General features: G+C 70.3%; 19 protein-coding genes. 13 read left to right on the top strand and 6 right to left on the bottom strand.

Annotated elements, in window-relative coordinates; translation table 11 throughout:
• Positions 1 to 2: 2 nt before the first annotated feature.
• From ACWDZ4_RS00750 to ACWDZ4_RS00760, 3 genes are all read right to left on the bottom strand, one after another.
• Positions 3 to 983, bottom strand: coding sequence for a COX15/CtaA family protein (locus ACWDZ4_RS00750; protein WP_451506294.1), 981 nt, complete (start codon positions 981 to 983; stop codon positions 3 to 5).
• Between the two features lie 86 nt (positions 984 to 1,069).
• Complete coding sequence (locus ACWDZ4_RS00755; protein ID WP_451506295.1) at positions 1,070 to 1,837, bottom strand: ABC transporter permease; 768 nt, start codon at positions 1,835 to 1,837, stop codon at positions 1,070 to 1,072.
• Positions 1,834 to 2,760, bottom strand: coding sequence for an ABC transporter ATP-binding protein (locus tag ACWDZ4_RS00760; RefSeq protein WP_451506296.1), 927 nt, complete (start codon positions 2,758 to 2,760; stop codon positions 1,834 to 1,836). Before ACWDZ4_RS00760 ends, ACWDZ4_RS00755 begins: the two co-directional genes overlap by 4 nt.
• Positions 2,761 to 2,973: 213 nt before the next feature.
• Between ACWDZ4_RS00760 and ACWDZ4_RS00765 the strand changes: the two genes are divergently transcribed.
• The 11 genes from ACWDZ4_RS00765 to ACWDZ4_RS00815 all read left to right on the top strand — a co-directional run bounded on the left by ACWDZ4_RS00765 (position 2,974) and on the right by ACWDZ4_RS00815 (position 12,026).
• Entirely contained in the window at positions 2,974 to 3,714 is a 741-nt protein-coding gene (locus ACWDZ4_RS00765) for a helix-turn-helix transcriptional regulator (RefSeq protein WP_451506297.1), read from the top strand.
• Positions 3,711 to 5,132 (top strand): Fe-S cluster assembly protein SufB, encoded by a 1,422-nt coding sequence (gene sufB, locus ACWDZ4_RS00770; RefSeq protein WP_451506298.1) that lies wholly within the window; start codon positions 3,711 to 3,713, stop codon positions 5,130 to 5,132. The genes ACWDZ4_RS00765 and sufB overlap by 4 nt, the downstream gene beginning before the upstream one ends.
• A gap of 59 nt (positions 5,133 to 5,191) precedes the next feature.
• The gene (gene sufD, locus ACWDZ4_RS00775; protein WP_451506299.1) at positions 5,192 to 6,412 is read left to right on the top strand and encodes a Fe-S cluster assembly protein SufD; all 1,221 of its coding nucleotides are present in this window, start codon (positions 5,192 to 5,194) and stop codon (positions 6,410 to 6,412) included.
• Positions 6,412 to 6,729 (top strand): non-heme iron oxygenase ferredoxin subunit, encoded by a 318-nt coding sequence (locus ACWDZ4_RS00780; RefSeq protein WP_344498026.1) that lies wholly within the window; start codon positions 6,412 to 6,414, stop codon positions 6,727 to 6,729. The genes sufD and ACWDZ4_RS00780 overlap by 1 nt, the downstream gene beginning before the upstream one ends.
• Positions 6,730 to 6,736: 7 nt before the next feature.
• Positions 6,737 to 7,528, top strand: coding sequence for a Fe-S cluster assembly ATPase SufC (gene sufC, locus ACWDZ4_RS00785; RefSeq protein WP_451506300.1), 792 nt, complete (start codon positions 6,737 to 6,739; stop codon positions 7,526 to 7,528).
• Positions 7,525 to 8,781: a cysteine desulfurase gene (locus ACWDZ4_RS00790; RefSeq protein WP_451506301.1), complete on the top strand. Its 1,257-nt coding sequence runs from the start codon at positions 7,525 to 7,527 to the stop codon at positions 8,779 to 8,781. Before sufC ends, ACWDZ4_RS00790 begins: the two co-directional genes overlap by 4 nt.
• An 11-nt stretch (positions 8,782 to 8,792) precedes the next feature.
• Positions 8,793 to 9,257 (top strand): Fe-S cluster assembly sulfur transfer protein SufU, encoded by a 465-nt coding sequence (sufU, locus tag ACWDZ4_RS00795; protein WP_451506302.1) that lies wholly within the window; start codon positions 8,793 to 8,795, stop codon positions 9,255 to 9,257.
• Positions 9,258 to 9,334: 77 nt separating this feature from the next.
• Positions 9,335 to 9,667 (top strand): metal-sulfur cluster assembly factor, encoded by a 333-nt coding sequence (locus ACWDZ4_RS00800; protein ID WP_451506416.1) that lies wholly within the window; start codon positions 9,335 to 9,337, stop codon positions 9,665 to 9,667.
• A gap of 202 nt (positions 9,668 to 9,869) precedes the next feature.
• Complete coding sequence (gene dapD / locus ACWDZ4_RS00805; RefSeq protein ID WP_451506303.1) at positions 9,870 to 10,859, top strand: 2,3,4,5-tetrahydropyridine-2,6-dicarboxylate N-succinyltransferase; 990 nt, start codon at positions 9,870 to 9,872, stop codon at positions 10,857 to 10,859.
• Positions 10,860 to 11,247: 388 nt separating this feature from the next.
• The gene (locus tag ACWDZ4_RS00810; protein WP_451506304.1) at positions 11,248 to 11,715 is read left to right on the top strand and encodes a hypothetical protein; all 468 of its coding nucleotides are present in this window, start codon (positions 11,248 to 11,250) and stop codon (positions 11,713 to 11,715) included.
• Positions 11,716 to 11,801: 86 nt separating this feature from the next.
• Positions 11,802 to 12,026 (top strand): hypothetical protein, encoded by a 225-nt coding sequence (locus ACWDZ4_RS00815; protein WP_451506305.1) that lies wholly within the window; start codon positions 11,802 to 11,804, stop codon positions 12,024 to 12,026.
• Between the two features lies 1 nt (position 12,027).
• Here ACWDZ4_RS00815 and dapA read toward each other — a convergent pair whose 3' ends face one another.
• Positions 12,028 to 12,981, bottom strand: a complete 954-nt coding sequence (gene dapA / locus ACWDZ4_RS00820; protein ID WP_451506306.1) for a 4-hydroxy-tetrahydrodipicolinate synthase — start codon at positions 12,979 to 12,981, stop codon at positions 12,028 to 12,030.
• Positions 12,982 to 13,176: 195 nt separating this feature from the next.
• Between dapA and ACWDZ4_RS00825 the strand changes: the two genes are divergently transcribed.
• Positions 13,177 to 13,875, top strand: coding sequence for a DUF4232 domain-containing protein (locus ACWDZ4_RS00825; protein WP_451506307.1), 699 nt, complete (start codon positions 13,177 to 13,179; stop codon positions 13,873 to 13,875).
• A gap of 48 nt (positions 13,876 to 13,923) precedes the next feature.
• Here ACWDZ4_RS00825 and ACWDZ4_RS00830 read toward each other — a convergent pair whose 3' ends face one another.
• On the bottom strand, positions 13,924 to 14,370 hold the full coding sequence (locus ACWDZ4_RS00830; protein ID WP_451506308.1) for an N-acetyltransferase family protein: 447 nt from the start codon (positions 14,368 to 14,370) through the stop codon (positions 13,924 to 13,926).
• A 119-nt stretch (positions 14,371 to 14,489) separates the two neighbouring features.
• Here ACWDZ4_RS00830 and ACWDZ4_RS00835 point away from each other — a divergent pair, with 119 nt between their 5' ends.
• Positions 14,490 to 15,224: an antibiotic biosynthesis monooxygenase gene (locus tag ACWDZ4_RS00835; protein ID WP_451506309.1), complete on the top strand. Its 735-nt coding sequence runs from the start codon at positions 14,490 to 14,492 to the stop codon at positions 15,222 to 15,224.
• 15 nt (positions 15,225 to 15,239) lie between these two features.
• On the opposite strand, the gene ACWDZ4_RS00840 is transcribed toward ACWDZ4_RS00835, so the two are convergent.
• Positions 15,240 to 17,084 (bottom strand): endonuclease/exonuclease/phosphatase family protein, encoded by a 1,845-nt coding sequence (locus ACWDZ4_RS00840; protein WP_451506310.1) that lies wholly within the window; start codon positions 17,082 to 17,084, stop codon positions 15,240 to 15,242.
• Between the last annotated feature and the right edge of the window lie 175 nt (positions 17,085 to 17,259).

Raw genomic sequence — 17,259 nt, forward strand, 5'->3', positions numbered from 1 at the left:
CGTCAGACGGCGGCGGTCACCGAGGAGCCGGGCTGAGCGGCGGCGGGCAGCGGAACCGCGCCTTCGAGCGGGCGCTCGCGCAGGCTCAGCGCCAGCCGCAGTACCGCGATCCACATCAGCGACGAGCCGAGCATGTGGATGCCGACCAGGATCTCGGGGACCTCGGCGAAGAACTGGACGTAGCCGACGGCGCCCTGGGCCACCAGGACGACCAGCAGGTCGCGGGCGCGCGCCCGGGTGTCGTCCGGGGCGTCCACCACGCGCAGGACGAACCACATGGCGATGGCCAGCGCGCAGACGACCCAGGCGGCCACCGCGTGCACATGAGCGGCGTCGATCCAGTCCCACGGCATGCGCGGTACGTCGCTGCTGTCGCCGGCGTGCTTGCCCGAACCGGTCACCGTCGTCCCCAGGGCGATCAGCAGCCCCGAGGTGACGAGGAGCGCCCAGGAGAGCTTGCGGACGGGGCGCGGGACGCGCGGCCGGGGGGCGGTGTCGCCCTCGCGGGTGCGCTGCCAGGTGATCACGGCGACCGTGAGCAGGGCGTTGGCCAGGAGGAAGTGACCGGCGACGGACCACGGGTTGAGACCCGCCCAGACCGTGATGCCGCCGATGACGGCGTTGCCCATCACGATCCAGAACTGGAGCCAGCCGAGGCGGGTGAGACCGCGCCGCCAGGGCTTCGTGGACCGGGCCGCGATGATCGCCCAGCCGACCGCGGCCGACAGGACGTACGTCAGCATGCGGTTGCCGAACTCGATCGCGCCGTGGATGCCCTGGGCGGGCGTCGCGAAGAGACTGTCGTCGGTGCACTTGGGCCAGGTGTCGCAGCCGAGGCCGGAACCGGTCAGCCGTACCGCGCCGCCCGTGACGATGATGACGACGGTCATCACGACGGCGGCGAGCGCGGCGCGCCGGAGCGTGCGGGGGGTGGGCGTCCAGCGCCGCGCGATGAGGGCGAGGGGGGTCAACACGGCAACCATCGTAGGACGGGGCTTGTGCAGGAATTCACGAGGGGTGCCGAAACGGGCGTTTCTCACCCCGGGCGAAAGTCACTCCCCCGCGGGTCTCACTCCCAGCGGAAGAAACGGGCGGCCGCGCCCAGCCCCAGGACCGCCCACACCGCGAGGATGCCGAGGCCGCCCCACGGAACGGCCGCGCCGTGCTGGAGCACGTCGCGCAGGCCGTCCGACAGTGCCGAGATCGGCAGCAGCCCGAGGACCGATCGGACCGCGTCCGGGAACTTGTCGAGCGGAACGATCACGCCGCCGCCCACCAGCAGCAGCAGGAAGACCAGGTTGGCGGCGGCCAGCGTCGCCTCGGCCCTGAGCGTGCCGGCCATCAGCAGGCCGAGACCGGAGAAGGCCGCCGTGCCGAGGACGAGGAGGAGGAACACGGCGAACGGGCCGCCGTGCGGGGACCAGCCGAGGCCGAAGGCGATCGCGGTGAGAAGGACCACCTGGAGGACCTCGGTGACGAGTACCGACAGGGTCTTCGCCGTCATCAGCGCCCAGCGGGGCAGCGGAGAGGCGCCCAGCAGCTTGAGCACGCCGTACCGGCGCTCGAAGCCGGTCGCGATCGCCTGCCCGGTGAAGGCGGTGGACATGACGGCGAGCGCGAGGACGCCGGGGGCCAGGAAGTCGACGGCCTTGCCCGTACCCGTGTCGATGATGTCGACGGACGAGAACAGCACCAGCAGCAGCGCCGGGATGACCACCGTCAGCAGCAGCTGTTCGCCGTTGCGCAGCAGCATCTTCGTCTCGAAGACGGTCTGCGCCGCGATCATCCGGGGCAGCGGGGCCGCTCCGGGGCGCGGTGTGTACGTACCGATGCTCATGAGCGGAGGTCCTTACCGGTCAGCTCGAGAAAGACGTCCTCCAGGGAGTGCCGCTCGACGGAGATGCCGCTGGGCATCACGCCGTGCTGGGCGCACCAGGAGGTGACGGTGGCCAGCAGCTGGGGGTCGACCTTGCCGGTGATCCGGTACGTCCCGGGCGTCAGCTCGGCCGCCAGGGTGTCCACGGGCAGCGCCTTGAGCAGGGACGCGACGTCGAGCCCGGGGCGTCCGGTGAAGCGCAGGGTGTTCTCCGCGCCGCCGCGGCACAGCTCCTCGGGACTGCCCTGGGCGATGACCCGGCCCGCGTCGATGATCGCGACGTCGTCGGCGAGCTGCTCGGCCTCGTCCATGAAGTGGGTGGTGAGGACGGTACTGACGCCGTCCTCGCGGAGCTCGCCGACGAGGTCCCAGGTGGACCGGCGGGCCTGCGGGTCCAGGCCGGCGGTCGGCTCGTCGAGGAAGACCAGTTCGGGGCGGCCGACGACGGCCATCGCCAGGGCGAGCCGCTGCTGCTGTCCGCCGGAGAGCCGCCGGTACGTCGTACGGCCGCAGCCGTCGAGCCCGAGGCGCTCGATCAGCGCGCCGACGTCCAGCGGATGGGCGTGCAGGGCGGCCATGTGGCGCAGCATCTCGTCGGCCCTGGCACCCGAGTAGACACCGCCGGACTGGAGCATCACCCCGATCCGGGGACGCAGCCGCGCCGCGTCGGCGACCGGGTCGAGCCCGAGGACGCGTACGGTTCCGGCGTCCGGCCTGCGGTAGCCCTCGCAGGTCTCGACCGTGGTGGTCTTTCCGGCTCCGTTGGGACCGAGGACGGCGGTGACGGTGCCCGCGCGCACCTCCAGATCGAGGCCGTCGACCGCGGTCTTGGTTCCGTACCGCTTGACCAGTCCTGTGACCTGGACGACGGGCTCGCTTCTCATGCCATGAAGTCTAAGGAGGGGGCGCGGTCCCGCCGCGAGGGGCTCCGGAGCACCCGCGCTGACCAGGCGTTCAGCGCCCGGTGCCACCGCGTCGCCGGGGCCGGACTGATCATTTTCGCAGGTCAGGTTAGGTGTACCTAAGTGATGCACCCCACCGGAGCTTGATCAGGACGCGGGTTGTCACCCTCCTCCGAATTACGCAACAATGGCGTTGTGAAAAACGTGGGCGAGGCTCCGCAGGAGGAACTCGCGACCGGTGAGCGCTCCACGCGCAACCGGATCGCGCGGTCCGTCCTGGACCACGGCCCGTCCACCGCCGCCGATCTCGCGAAGCGCCTCGGTCTCACCCAGGCAGCCGTCCGCCGCCACCTCGATTCGCTCGTCGCCGAGAACATCGTCGAGCCCCGCGAGCAGCGCGTGTACGGCGCCAGGACCCGTGGCAGGCCCGCAAAGGTGTTCGCGCTGACCGACTGCGGCAGGGACGCCTTCGACCAGTCCTACGACAAGCTCGCCGCCGACGCGCTGCACTGGATCTCCCAGGCGGCGGGCGGCGGCGAAAAGGGCGAGGCGGCGGTCACCGCCTTCGCCCGCGCGCGGTTCGCCGCCCAGGCCGGGGCGTACCGCGAGGCGGTCGGGGCGGCTGCCCCCGAGGAGCGGACCGAGGCGCTTGCCAGGGCCTTGTCGGCCGACGGGTACGCTGCCACGGCGCGCAGCGCACCGGTCGGAGAGCAGCTCTGCCAGCACCACTGCCCGGTCGCCCATGTCGCCGAGCAGTATCCGCAGCTGTGCGAGGCGGAGACCGAGTTCTTCTCCGAACTGCTCGGGACGCATGTGCAGCGTCTGGCCACCATCGCCCACGGCGACGGGGTGTGCACGACGTTCATTCCGCGCAGCGGCACAGCACAGACCACTCATTCAGCATCTGCAAGTACGGCCGGGAGGAACCCCGCATGACTCTCCCCACGGAGACTGCCCACCCCGAACTCGAGGGCCTGGGTACGTACGAATTCGGCTGGGCCGACTCCGACGCGGCCGGCGCCGCTGCCAAGCGCGGCCTCTCCGAGGACGTCGTACGCGACATCTCGGCGAAGAAGAACGAGCCGGAGTGGATGCTGAAGCTGCGGCTCAAGGGCCTCAAGCTGTTCGGCAAGAAGCCCATGCCGAGCTGGGGCTCCGACCTGTCGGGCATCGACTTCGACAACATCAAGTACTTCGTGCGGTCCACCGAGAAGCAGGCCGAGTCCTGGGAGGACCTGCCGGAGGACATCAAGAACACGTACGACAAGCTCGGCATCCCCGAGGCGGAGAAGCAGCGCCTGGTCGCCGGTGTCGCCGCGCAGTACGAGTCCGAGGTGGTCTACCACCAGATCAACGAGGAGCTCGAGAAGCAGGGTGTCATCTTCATGGACACCGACACCGCGCTGAAGGAGCACCCGGAGCTCTTCCAGGAGTACTTCGGCACGATCATCCCGGTCGGCGACAACAAGTTCGCGTCGCTGAACTCGGCCGTGTGGTCCGGCGGATCGTTCATCTACGTACCCAAGGGTGTGCACGTCGACATCCCGCTCCAGGCCTACTTCCGCATCAACACGGAGAACATGGGCCAGTTCGAGCGGACGCTGATCATCGTCGACGAGGACGCCTACGTCCACTACGTCGAGGGCTGCACCGCCCCGATCTACTCCTCCGACTCGCTGCACAGCGCGGTCGTCGAGATCATCGTGAAGAAGGGCGGCCGCTGCCGCTACACGACGATCCAGAACTGGTCGAACAACGTCTACAACCTGGTCACCAAGCGCGCCGTGGCGTACGAGGGCGCGACCATGGAGTGGGTCGACGGCAACATCGGCTCCAAGGTGACGATGAAGTACCCGGCCGTCTACCTGATGGGCGAGCACGCCAAGGGCGAGACCCTGTCGATCGCCTTCGCGGGCGAGGGCCAGCACCAGGACGCCGGCGCCAAGATGGTCCACATGGCACCGAACACCTCCTCCAACATCGTCTCCAAGTCGGTGGCGCGAGGCGGTGGCCGCACCTCCTACCGCGGCCTGATCGAGATCGGCGAGGGGGCCCCCGGCTCCAAGTCGAACGTGCTCTGCGACGCGCTGCTCGTCGACACGATCTCCCGCTCGGACACGTACCCGTACGTCGACGTGCGCGAGGACGACGTGTCCATGGGCCACGAGGCGACCGTCTCCAAGGTCTCCGAGGACCAGCTCTTCTACCTGATGAGCCGAGGCATGACCGAGTTCGAGGCCATGGCGATGATCGTGCGCGGCTTCGTCGAGCCGATCGCCAAGGAGCTGCCCATGGAGTACGCCCTGGAGCTCAACCGGCTGATCGAGCTGCAGATGGAGGGTTCGGTCGGCTAAGGCCCCGTACCCCCGCAGCGACTTACCTCACGACCCAGAGAGAGAGCACTACGACAGCCATGGCTGAGGCTCAGAACGCCCCCAAGGACCTTCGGCAAGCTACGGTCCAGGGGGGACCCCCACCGGTGGGCTCCACCACCGCCGGCTCGATCGCGGTGGCCGCCGAGTCCACCGTCGCCACGCGCATGAGCGCGCCTCCGTCGTACGACGTGGCGGCCTTCCCCGTCCCGCACGGCCGCGAGGAGGAGTGGCGGTTCACCCCGCTGGCCCGCCTGCGCGGACTGCACGACGGGACCGCGGTCGCCGACGGCGGCATCCGCGTCGAGGTGACCACCCCCGCGGGCGTCACCCAGGAGACGGTGGACCGTGACGACCCGCGTCTGGGCAGGGCCGGCAAGCCGGTGGACCGGGTCGCCGCCCAGGCGTACTCGTCGTTCGAGAAGGCCTCGGTCGTGACCGTCCCCAAGGAGACGGTCCTCGACGAGCCGATCCGCATCGCCGTGCAGGGCGAGGGCGGGACCGTCTTCGCCCACCAGGTCGTGGAGCTGGGCGCCTTCGCCGAGGCTGTCGTCGTCATCGACCACACCGGTGACGCCGTGCTCGCCGCCAACGTCGACTACGTCCTCGGCGACGGCGCGAAGCTGACCGTCGTGACCGTCCAGGACTGGGACGACACGGCCGTGCACGTCGCGCAGCACAACGCGCTGATCGGCCGCGACGCCTCGTTCAAGTCGGTCGTGGTGACCTTCGGCGGCGACGTCGTACGTCTCCACCCGCGCGTGAGCTACGCCGGCACCGGCGGCGAGGCCGAGCTGTTCGGCCTGTACTTCACCGACCGGGGCCAGCACCAGGAGCACCGCCTCCTCGTCGACCACAACATGCCGCACTGCAAGTCGAACGTCGTCTACAAGGGCGCGCTCCAGGGCGACGGCGCACATGCCGTGTGGATCGGTGACGTCCTCATCGAGGCCGCAGCCGAGGGCACCGACACGTACGAGATGAACCGCAACCTCGTCCTCACGGACGGCGCGCGCGTCGACTCGGTCCCCAACCTGGAGATCGAGACCGGTGAGATCGTCGGCGCCGGCCACGCCTCGGCGACCGGCCGCTTCGACGACGAGCAGCTCTTCTACCTCATGTCGCGCGGTATCCCGGCCGACGAGGCCCGCCGTCTCGTCGTCCGCGGCTTCTTCGCGGAGCTCGTCCAGCAGATCGGTCTGCCCGACGTCGAGGAGCGCCTCCTCGCCAAGATCGACGCGGAGCTGGAGGCGTCCGTCTGATGGCCTTCGTCAAAGCCTGTGCGCTGAGTGAGCTGGAGGGCGACACCCCGAAACGGGTGGAGCTCGACGGCACGCCGGTGTCCGTCGTCCGCACCGAGGGCGAGGTGTTCGCGATCCACGACATCTGCTCGCACGCGAACGTCTCCCTCTCGGAGGGCGAGGTGGAGGACTGCATGATCGAGTGCTGGCTGCACGGATCGAGCTTCGACCTCCGCACCGGCAAGCCCTCCGGCCTTCCCGCGACGCGCCCCGTCCCCGTATACCCCGTCAAGATCGAAGGGGACGATGTGCTCGTCTCCGTCACCCAGGAGTCCTGAGACACCCATGGCAACGCTTGAAATCCGCGACCTGCACGTTTCCGTCGAGGCCGACAACTCCTCCAAGGAGATCCTCAAGGGCGTCGACCTGACCGTGAAGCAGGGCGAGACCCACGCCATCATGGGCCCCAACGGCTCCGGCAAGTCCACCCTCGCGTACTCGATCGCCGGTCACCCCAAGTACACGATCACCAGCGGCACCGTCACGCTCGACGGTGAGGACGTCCTGGAGATGTCCGTCGACGAGCGCGCCCGCGCCGGCATGTTCCTCGCCATGCAGTACCCGGTCGAGGTCCCCGGCGTCTCGGTCTCCAACTTCCTGCGTACGTCGGCGACGGCGATCCGCGGCGAGGCCCCCAAGCTGCGCACCTGGGTGAAGGAGGTCAAGTCCGCGATGGAGCAGCTCCAGATGGACCCGGCCTTCGCCGAGCGCAACGTCAACGAGGGCTTCTCCGGCGGTGAGAAGAAGCGCCACGAGATCCTCCAGCTGGAGCTCCTCAAGCCGAAGATCGCAATCCTCGACGAGACCGACTCCGGCCTCGACGTCGACGCCCTGCGCCAGGTCTCCGAGGGCGTCAACCGCGTCCACGCGAGCGGCGAGGTCGGCACGCTGCTGATCACGCACTACACGCGCATCCTGCGCTACATCAAGCCGGACTTCGTGCACGTCTTCGCCAAGGGCAGGATCGTCGCGTCCGGCGGCCCGGAGCTCGCCGACGAGCTCGAGGCCGAGGGCTACGAGAAGTACACGAAGGGTGGCCCCGTGAGCGGAGCGAACTCAGAGGAGGACGTCGCGTGACACAGCTGCCGGGCCTTCTCGACACCGAGGCGATCCGCAAGGACTTCCCGATCCTGGATCGCACGATCCACGACGGCAAGAAGATCGTTTACCTGGACAACGCGGCGACTTCGCAGAAGCCGCGCCAGGTCCTCGACGCGCTGAACGCGTACTACGAGCAGAGCAACGCCAACGTCCACCGCGGCGTCCACGTGCTCGCCGAGGAGGCCACGGCGCTGTACGAGGGCGCCCGCGACAAGGTCGCCGCCTTCATCAACGCGCCGAGCCGCGACGAGGTCATCTTCACCAAGAACGCCTCGGAGTCGCTCAACCTCGTGGCGAACATGCTGGGCTGGGCCGACGAGCCCTACCGCGTGGACGCCGAGACCGAGATCGTCATCACGGAGATGGAGCACCACTCCAACATCGTCCCGTGGCAGCTGCTCTCGCAGCGCACGGGCGCGAAGCTGAAGTGGTTCGGCATCACCGACGACGGCCGCCTCGACCTGTCCGACATCGACGAGATCATCACCGAGAAGACGAAGATCGTCTCCTTCACGCTGGTCTCGAACATCATGGGCACGATCAACCCGGTCGAGGCGATCATCCGCCGCGCCCAGGAGGTCGGCGCGCTGGTCTGCATCGACGCCTCGCAGGCCGCGCCGCACATGGTGCTCGACGTACAGGCGCTCCAGGCCGACTTCGTGGCCTTCACCGGACACAAGATGGTCGGCCCGACCGGTATCGGCGTGCTCTGGGGCCGCCAGGAGCTCCTCGAGGACCTTCCGCCGTTCCTCGGCGGCGGTGAGATGATCGAGACCGTGTCGATGAGCTCGTCGACGTACGCTCCGGCTCCGCACAAGTTCGAGGCGGGTACGCCCCCGATCGCCCAGGCCGTCGGCCTCGGCGCGGCCGTGGACTACCTCACCGCGATCGGCATGGACAAGATCGCCGCGCACGAGCACGCGATCACCGAGTACGCGATCAAGCGGCTCAAGGAGGTCGAGGGCCTGCGGATCATCGGCCCGACGACGGCCGAGGACCGCGGGGCGGCGATCTCCTTCACGCTCGGCGACATCCATCCGCACGACGTGGGCCAGGTACTCGACGAGCTGGGCATCGCGGTCCGGGTCGGACACCACTGCGCGCGGCCCGTCTGCCTGCGGTACGGAATTCCTGCGACCACGCGAGCGTCGTTCTATCTGTACTCCACGCCGGCCGAGGTCGATGCCCTCGTCGAAGGCCTGGAGCACGTCCGGAACTTCTTCGGCTGAGGGCTGGGACCGTGAAGCTTGATTCGATGTACCAGGAAGTCATCCTGGACCACTACAAGCACCCGCACGGGCGGGGCTTGCGGGACGGCGACGCCGAGGTGCACCACGTCAACCCGACGTGCGGCGACGAGATCACGCTCCGCGTGAAGTACGCCGGTGACACCGTCGAGGACGTCTCGTACGAGGGCCAGGGCTGCTCCATCAGCCAGGCCAGCGCCTCCGTGCTGAACGATCTGCTGGTCGGCAAGGAGCTGGCCGACGCGCAGAAGATCCAGGAGGCCTTCCTGGAGCTGATGCAGTCCAAGGGCCAGATCGAGCCGGACGACGCGATGGAGGAGGTGCTGGAGGACGCGGTCGCGTTCGCCGGTGTCTCCAAGTACCCGGCGCGTGTGAAGTGTGCTCTGCTGAGCTGGATGGCATGGAAGGACGCGACGGCCCAGGCACTGGGCGAGAGCGCCGAGAGGAAGACCGCATGAGCGAGAACGCGACACCCGCCGCTGCGACATCCGCCGAGGCCGGGACCGAGGCCGGGACCGAGGTCGTGACCGAGGTCGTGACCGAGGTCGTGACGACCAAGCCGGCCACCGAGGAGGAGGTCCGCGAGGCGTTGTACGACGTGGTCGACCCGGAGCTGGGCATCGACGTCGTCAACCTCGGCCTGATCTACGGCGTCCACATCGACGACTCGAACATCGCCACGCTCGACATGACGCTGACGTCCGCGGCCTGCCCGCTGACCGACGTCATCGAGGACCAGGCGAAGTCGGCGACCGAGGGTATCGTCAGCGAGCTGAAGATCAACTGGGTCTGGATGCCGCCGTGGGGCCCGGACAAGATCACGGACGACGGCCGCGAGCAGCTTCGCGCGCTCGGCTTCAACGTCTGAGAGCAGTACAGCAGCAGCACACAGGGCGAGAGGCCCCCGGCGGAGTCTGCCGGGGGCCTCTCGCCGTGCTGTCGGAAGCGGCCGGGGCGGTTGGCGGAGCCCGGATCCCGCGAGCCGCCACCCACGGGCGCCCCGGAGCCATCGGCGCCCGGCATCCGGGACCGGTTCGCCTCGACACGCCGGTGCCGGTTAGCGTTCGGGCATGACCGATACGACTGCTACTCGCACCACCGGCGCTGTCGCCGCCGGCCTCGCCACCCTCGCCGCGGACGGCACCGTCCTCGACACCTGGTTCCCCGCCCCCGAGCTCGCCGCCGAGCCGGGCCCCGCCGGCACCGAGCGCCTCACCGCCGAGCGCGCCGCCGAACTGCTCGGCGCCGCCGCGCCGAAGGCCGTCGGCCCGGACGCCCGCCGTGGCGTCGAGGTCGTCGCCGTCCGTACGGTCATCGCCTCGCTCGACGACAAGCCGCTGGACGCCCACGACGCGTACCTGCGCCTCCACCTCCTCTCGCACCGCCTGGTCCAGCCGCACGGCCAGAACCTGGACGGCGTCTTCGGCCTCCTCGCCAACGTCGCCTGGACCTCGCTCGGCCCGGTCGCCGTCGACCAGCTGGAGACGGTACGGCTGAACGCCCGCGCCGAGGGCCTGCACCTCCAGGTCACCTCGGTCGACAAGTTCCCGCGCATGACGGACTACGTCGCCCCCAAGGGCGTCCGCATCGCCGACGCCGACCGCGTCCGCCTCGGCGCGCACCTCGCCGAGGGCACCACCGTGATGCACGAGGGCTTCGTCAACTTCAACGCCGGCACGCTCGGCACCTCCATGGTCGAGGGCCGCATCTCGGCCGGCGTGGTCGTCGGCGACGGCTCCGACATCGGCGGCGGCGCGTCCACCATGGGCACCCTCTCGGGCGGCGGCAACGTCCGCATCACCATCGGTGAGCGCTGCCTGGTCGGCGCCGAGGCGGGCGTCGGCATCGCGCTCGGCGACGAGTGCGTCGTCGAGGCGGGCCTGTACGTGACGGCGGGCACCCGCGTCACGATGCCCGACGGCCAGGTCGTCAAGGCCCGCGAGCTGTCCGGCGCGAGCAACATCCTCTTCCGCCGCAACTCGGTGACCGGCACCGTCGAGGCCCGCCCGAACAACGCGGTCTGGGGCGGCCTGAACGACGTACTGCACAGCCACAACTGATCTACCTGAGGCTTGAGCCGAGCGCCCTTCCACGGTCCGTACGCGGCCTGGGAGGGCGCTCAGGCTTTGGTGCGAGGGGCGGGTGGCGGTGTCGTACCGACCTGCCCGGGCGGAAGAGCACCGAGTGCTTCTGGGCAGATGACTTACCCGGGAAGGCGAGGACTGTGCACTGTGCTCTCCCGCAGAGGCAGGAGGTAAGTCATCACCACCTCGCTTTCGGTTTCTCCGGCATCCACACCGCCCGCGAGACCGTCGAGCGCTGCGACCGCCTGCCGGTCCACCCCCGCCACCCCTACGCCGGAGACCTCACTTGCACCGCCTGCTCCGGCACCCGCCAGGACGCCGTCAGCAAGGGTCCGGCCCACCACGCCCGTACCGGATCCGACCGGTGGGAATCCCCCTGTCCCCCATCGCCCCCGCCGGCGCCGGACGCGGCTGTGAGGCGCTCATCCGCGTCAACAGCCAGTCGGGCAAGGGCGGCATCGCCCACCTGCTCCAGGAGCACCACGGCCTCGACCTGCCGCAGGGGCTGCGCCCCGGCTTCTCGCGCGTCGTGCGGACGGCCACCGACGACAGCGGCCGGGAGGCCACGCCCGGGGACCTGTGGGAACCGTTCCGTACGGAGTGCCTCGCGCCGGGGCACGAAGGGCCGCCGGCGCTGTCCTCCTGGGCCACGCCCGAACCCGCCCCGGGTCAGCGCGAGTTCACCTGCGAGCTGCGCAGGGACGGCGGCCCCGGACGCCACCGCACAGGGTTCCGGCAGCCCGGCCTGCCGGGACGCGGGCCGGGACACCTCCGTGCTGACCGCGTCCGTGTACGCCGTACCCGCCGCCGTGAACCGCACTCTGACGGGTGACCTCGCGTGACCTTTGGGCCGTTCGGGTGGATAAGCAGGTCGGCACATTGGACGAAGAGTCACAAGAGTTACGGCGAAGGAGCGGCATGAAGGAGCAGCAGGTACGGGCGCTGGCCCGGTGGATCACCGGATGCGGTGCGGTACTCATGGCGGTGGGGCTGCCCGCCGGGACGGCGCACGCCGACGAGACGCACAACAACTCGCACAACGCGCCCCGCGTGATGCTCTTCTCCACCGGTCAGATCGACGACCCGGCGGAGGACGTGCTGGAACACGCCGCGATCCTCGGACGGACCTACGTCTGGGACTGACCTACGTCCGGGACCGGCCGGGTTCCGCCGGTCCCGCCGGTCCCGCCGGTCCCGCCGGTCCCGTGAATTCCGAGAGTTCTCCGTACGCCTTGAGCAGCCCGTCGACCGTGGTCAGGTCGGCGGGCTGCAGCGGTTCCCTGACCGGGCCCGCCGGCAGGCCGAGCGCGCCGAGCAGCCCCTTCGTGGTGACCGTACCGGGCAGGCCCGACGCCATCGTCAGCGTGACGAGGGGCAGCGCGCGCAGGTGGGCGCGGGCGGCTCCCGCCGTGTCCCCGGCGTCGTACGCGTCGAGGACCGCCCGCAGCGCGCGGGGCGCGGAGTTGGCGACCGTACTGACATAACCGGCGCCGCCGATCGCGTAGAGCGGCAGGTTGAGCTCCTCGGACCCCGAGTAGTACGCGAGGTCCGTCCGGGAGAGGACGGTGGCGCTGCCCAGCAGGTCGTGCGCACAGTCCTTCACCGCGGTGATGCGCGGATGGCCGGCGAGCCGCAGCACCGTCTCTACCTCGATGCGGGTGCCGGTGCGGCCGGGGATGTCGTACAGCATCAGCGGGACGCCGACCGAGTCCGCGATCCGCAGGAAGTGTGCCTCCCCGGCCTCCTGGGGCGGCCGGCTGTAGTACGGCGTGACGACCAGCAGCCCGTCGGCGCCTGCCCGCTCGGCCGCCCGCGCCAGCTCGACGGTGTGCCGGGTGTCGGCGCTTCCCACCCCGGCGAGGACCGCGGCCCGGTCGCCGACCGCCTCGCACACGGCCCGTACGAGTGCGCTCTTCTCGGCGTCGGTGGTGGTCGGGGACTCCCCGGTGGTGCCGTTCAGTACGAGACCTTCGCAGCCGCCGTCGGACACCAGGCGGTCGGCGAGCGACTGGGCGCCGCCCAGATCCAGTGCGCCCGCGGAGGTGAAGGGCGTGATCATTGCGCACAGGGCGCGGCCGAAGGGGCCTGATGCTGTCATGCGGTGAGTCTCAGCCGTCGAACGGTGAAGGTCCACTTAGATTTTCTTTGCGTGAACGGCAAGCATTGCTGAACAGTTGGAGGGGCGCCGCATGGTGTCCGGCATGATCGCCACCCCGTGGTCCGACGGGATCGACGGTGGCGGACACGTGGGGTGCGGACACGTGTGGTGACATCGAGACGGGGGAGCAGACGCATGGGCGTACGGAGAGCCGGGGCCGCGTCCGTACTGGCGTTCACCGGAGCGCTGGTCCTGGCGGGATGCGCCGGCGTTCTCGTACCGGACGGCGAGGGCGAACCGGAACCGACGCCCACGGCGAAGCCGGCCCCGGCGCACAGCGCCACCCCCTCGGCGCCGTCCTCGCCCGGACCGTCCTCGCCCGGACCGTCCTCGCACGGTCCCGCCGCGCGCGGGCCGGAGGAGTGGCCCCCGGTGGCCTCGGCGCCCCCGGCCTCCCCGGCGGGGACCCCGCCGGGCCGATGCTCGTCCGGGCGCCCCGAAGTGTCCATGGGCGAGGTGCAGGCGGCCCTCGGACACCGGGCCGTCGGTCTCACCCTGACCAACTGCGGCGAGGAACCCCACCAGGTCTACGGATATCCCACCGTCCAGGCGCTGGGCACCGACGGCAAGGTCCTCGACATCTGGGTGAACCGGGGTTCCTCGTACATGGGCCAGGACAAGGGCCCCGCCTCGGTGATTCTCGACCCGGGCGAGAGCGTGCGGTCGCTGCTCTCCTGGACGAGCAACCCCTCGGCCGGACGGCTGCGCCAGGCGGCCGCCCTCGCGATCGCCGCGGCACCCGGCGAGAAAGCGCGGAAGTTTCCGCTGGAGGGCGAGATGCGCACCGTGGACGAACTCACTCTGACCGCCTGGCGCACCGGCCCCGCCGGCTGACCGCCTGGCCTCCGGCTCCCCTCGGCCTGACATCCGACTTCCCCGGCCTCAGAGGGCGAGCTTGAACCCCTCGTGGCTGCGCGCGAATCCGAGCGAGGTGTAGAAGCGGTGCGCGTCGCCGCGCCGCTTGTTGCTGGTCAGCTGGACCAGCGTGCAGCCACGCTCGCGGGCCCGCTCGACGGCCCGCGTGACGAGTTCATGCCCGAGCCCCTCCCCGCGCCGGTCCGCCCTGATCCGTACCGCCTCGACGAGGGCCCGCTCGCCGCCGTGCCGGCCGAGGCCCGGTATGTACGTCGACTGGAGGCAGCCCAGCACCGTGCCGGACTCGTCGGTCAGCACCAGCATTTCGTTGCGGCTGTCGCTGTCGATCGTCGCGAAAGCCTGCTCGTGCGCCGCGTCGACGACGACGGACGCCGGGTCGACGGCCTTCTCCTCGTCGGCGAGGAGGGCCAGGACGGCAGGCAGGTCCTGGCGGGTGGCGGTACGGAAGATCATGGCCCGGATTCTGGCACAGCCGCGGTGGGCGGTTCGCTTGACCTCAACCAAACTTCACGTTTCAGCATGGTGGACACGAGGACGCGCCCCGGTGGTGCGTCGGACGAGGAGGAGCCATCATGTCCGTGCGGAACACGCGGAACACGCGGAACGTGCAGGTCGGCACGCTTCCCCGGGTGGGGCGTCCGGACGCCGGCGTCGTCCTGTCCAGTACCTGGCGGGTCGGTACGCCCGAGCGGCAGCGGGCCGCCGTCGAGGCCATCGCCGAGGCGTGGCAGAGCCGGCCCTGGCCGGACGCCGGGCTGCTCTCGTACAACGTCTACGTCGGAGAGGACGGCGACACGCTGCTGCACTACTCGCAGTGGCGCGGCATGGAGGACTACCGGGAGTTCTTCCGTACCTCCAGGGACGACCGCAACGCCGCGGTCGACGCGGCCGTGCCCGGGATCGAGCGGGCCGGGCTCCACGCGTACGAGCTGTACCGGAGCACGCCGCTCGCGCCCGGCGCGGGGGAGCGCGAGCCGGGAGCCGTCGTGATCGTCGGCGTCGAGTTCGACGGGCCCGACGAGGCCCGGCAACGGGACTGGATCGACACCGTCTTCGAGGCGCTCCGTACCGATCAGGGCCTCCACCCCGGCGGGATCGCCGGTCACTTCCATGTGAGTACGGACGGGACGCGCGTGCTCAACTACGCGGAGTGGGAGAGCGCCGAGGCGCACATCGAGGCGCTGGGCGGGCCCGTCGGAGTGGGTTCGGCGACGCCGCAGTGGCAGAAGGTGCACGGCTACCCGGGTGTGACGGGCGGCGGGGTGAAGCGGTACACGCCCGCGCTCAGCCTGAGCGCGGGCGTGTAGGAGGCGTCCTGGGGGCTACGGGCGGAAGCGGATGACCTGGGGGTCGTGGTCGCTGTTCTGCTCCGCGAACTCCGCGTTGATGTGCACGCTGTCGTACGCGAAGTTCCTGATCGACGGGCTGGTCAGGATCTGGTCCAGCACCTGGCTGTTGCCCTGGAAGACGTACGAGTAACGCTCCGGGCGGGGCAGGGACTCGACCGCCGGGTAGAGCGCGCCGTCCGCCGTCAGCGCCTTCGTCGTCGCCGAGAACTCGAAGTCGTTGATGTCGCCCAGGACCAGCACGTCCGCGTCGCGCTGCGCCTTGAGGACGTCCTTGACGAACGCGTTCACCGACTTGGCCTGCTCCAGCCGCTTGACCTCCGACCCCCGCACCGGCGGCTGGTGGTGCGAGGGCAGGCCCTCGTCGCCGCCCTTCGAGCCGAAGTGGTTGGCGATCACGAAGACCGTACGGCCGCGGAAGGTGAACTCGCCGGCGAGCGGCTTGCGACTGTTCTCCCAGGCCGCGTTCGCCGGGTCGATCCGGCCGGGGGAGTGGGTCAGGGCCGCGCGGCCCTTCTCCCGTACGACACCGGTCGCGGTGGTGGCGTCGCCCGCCCCGCGGTCGGTGAAGGAGACCCGCTCGGGGTTGAAGAGGAAGACCTGGCGGATGTTGCCGCCGGGCTCGCCGCCGTCCTTGTTGTTGACGGGGTCGATGGTGCGCCAGGCGTAGGACGGGCCGCCGGCCGCCGCGATCGCCGCCGTGAACTTCTTCAGCGTCTCCCCGGCGGAGACCGTGCCGTCGTTCTTCGCGCCGTTGTCGTCCTGGATCTCCTCCAGGGCGAGGATGTCGGGCGAGGCGAGGTTGTCCACGACCGCCGCCGCCAGCGCGTCGAACTTCGTCTGCGGGTCGCCGGGGTCCAGGTTCTCGACGTTGTACGTCGCCACCGCCAGCTCGCCGCGGCGCTGCGGCCGGGTCGACTCGCGCTCCAGGCCGCGGTCGGTGACCGTGCCGAGGGTGCGGGCCGTGAGCGTGTAGCCGCCGTACTGGTTGAAGTCCAGGGGCCCTTCGGTCGTACCCGACAGCACGTCCCCGACGTTCGCCTCGGGGAACGGCTGCTGGGAGACCGGGGCGAGCTGCTGGATCTGGAGCCGGCCGGTGTTCTGGGAGGTGTACGAGCCGTACACGGCGCCGCCGCGCCGGTTGTCGTTCTCCTCGGGCTTCACCGTGACCCACAGCTCCGCGTGCGGGTCGGTCGCGCCGACCACGCGCGACGATCCGATGCGGATGTTGGTGCCCTCCAGCGACTCGTAGTGGTCGAGGGCGTACGCCGACGGGTCCAGCGGCAGCGCGTTGATGCTGCCGCCCGCCGCCGGGTCGCCTTCGGGGGCGTACGCGGAAGGTACGGACTTCGCGGAGACGGTGACCGGCGCGGGCAGCGCGTTGCCCGAGGAGACCACGGTCACGGCCGGCTTGGAGATCTGGGTGAGCGACTGGTTGCCGGACGAGGTGCCGCCGGGGACGTACTCGCCGACCGTGCCCGACACCTTGACGGCGTCGCCGACGGCGACGGTCGGCGCGGAGCTGGTGAAGACGAAGATCCCCTCGCTGGTGGCGGCGTCGGCGTCGGCCTGCGGGTCCTGGAACCAGAAGCCCTTCGAACCGTACGTCCGCACACCCGTGACGATGCCGGACACGTCGGTGACCCGCTGCCCCACGAGCGGGGATATCCGGGTGGTGCCCTGGATGTCGTGGATCCGTACCTCCGCGGTGGCGGACGCGGATGCGGAGGTCGAGCCTGCCAGCAGTCCGCCTGCCAGTGCGGTGGCTACGACGGCCGCGACTGCGGCGGATCTCGGGAGGGAGGAGGAACGGACTGTCATCAGGTGGCTCCGGGTGCGAGGGAGGAGGGGGGCCGAACGAAGTTCTACGCGCGTCAATCTCTTGCGTGGGCCCGGGGGTTGTCAAGGGGCTCAGGATGTACGGATCTTGACGGGTACATGAACCCGGTGGCATGGGGGCGAATACGTCTACGCTGGGGGCCGCCCGACCCGCATG

The sequence above is a fragment of the Streptomyces sp. NPDC003016 genome, assembly GCF_053591455.1.

Bases quoted from the DNA above. Each gene is read 5' to 3' on its own strand.
- ACWDZ4_RS00750 (WP_451506294.1), bottom strand. From the start codon at position 983: ATGGTTGCCGTGTTGACCCCCCTCGCCCTCATCGCGCGGCGCTGGACG.
- ACWDZ4_RS00755 (WP_451506295.1), bottom strand. From the start codon at position 1,837: ATGAGCATCGGTACGTACACACCGCGCCCCGGAGCGGCCCCGCTGCCC.
- ACWDZ4_RS00760 (WP_451506296.1), bottom strand. From the start codon at position 2,760: ATGAGAAGCGAGCCCGTCGTCCAGGTCACAGGACTGGTCAAGCGGTAC.
- sufB (WP_451506298.1), top strand. From the start codon at position 3,711: ATGACTCTCCCCACGGAGACTGCCCACCCCGAACTCGAGGGCCTGGGT.
- sufD (WP_451506299.1), top strand. From the start codon at position 5,192: ATGGCTGAGGCTCAGAACGCCCCCAAGGACCTTCGGCAAGCTACGGTC.
- ACWDZ4_RS00780 (WP_344498026.1), top strand. From the start codon at position 6,412: ATGGCCTTCGTCAAAGCCTGTGCGCTGAGTGAGCTGGAGGGCGACACC.
- sufC (WP_451506300.1), top strand. From the start codon at position 6,737: ATGGCAACGCTTGAAATCCGCGACCTGCACGTTTCCGTCGAGGCCGAC.
- dapD (WP_451506303.1), top strand. From the start codon at position 9,870: ATGACCGATACGACTGCTACTCGCACCACCGGCGCTGTCGCCGCCGGC.
- ACWDZ4_RS00815 (WP_451506305.1), top strand. From the start codon at position 11,802: ATGAAGGAGCAGCAGGTACGGGCGCTGGCCCGGTGGATCACCGGATGC.
- dapA (WP_451506306.1), bottom strand. From the start codon at position 12,981: ATGACAGCATCAGGCCCCTTCGGCCGCGCCCTGTGCGCAATGATCACG.
- ACWDZ4_RS00825 (WP_451506307.1), top strand. From the start codon at position 13,177: ATGGGCGTACGGAGAGCCGGGGCCGCGTCCGTACTGGCGTTCACCGGA.
- ACWDZ4_RS00830 (WP_451506308.1), bottom strand. From the start codon at position 14,370: ATGATCTTCCGTACCGCCACCCGCCAGGACCTGCCTGCCGTCCTGGCC.
- ACWDZ4_RS00835 (WP_451506309.1), top strand. From the start codon at position 14,490: ATGTCCGTGCGGAACACGCGGAACACGCGGAACGTGCAGGTCGGCACG.
- ACWDZ4_RS00840 (WP_451506310.1), bottom strand. From the start codon at position 17,084: ATGACAGTCCGTTCCTCCTCCCTCCCGAGATCCGCCGCAGTCGCGGCC.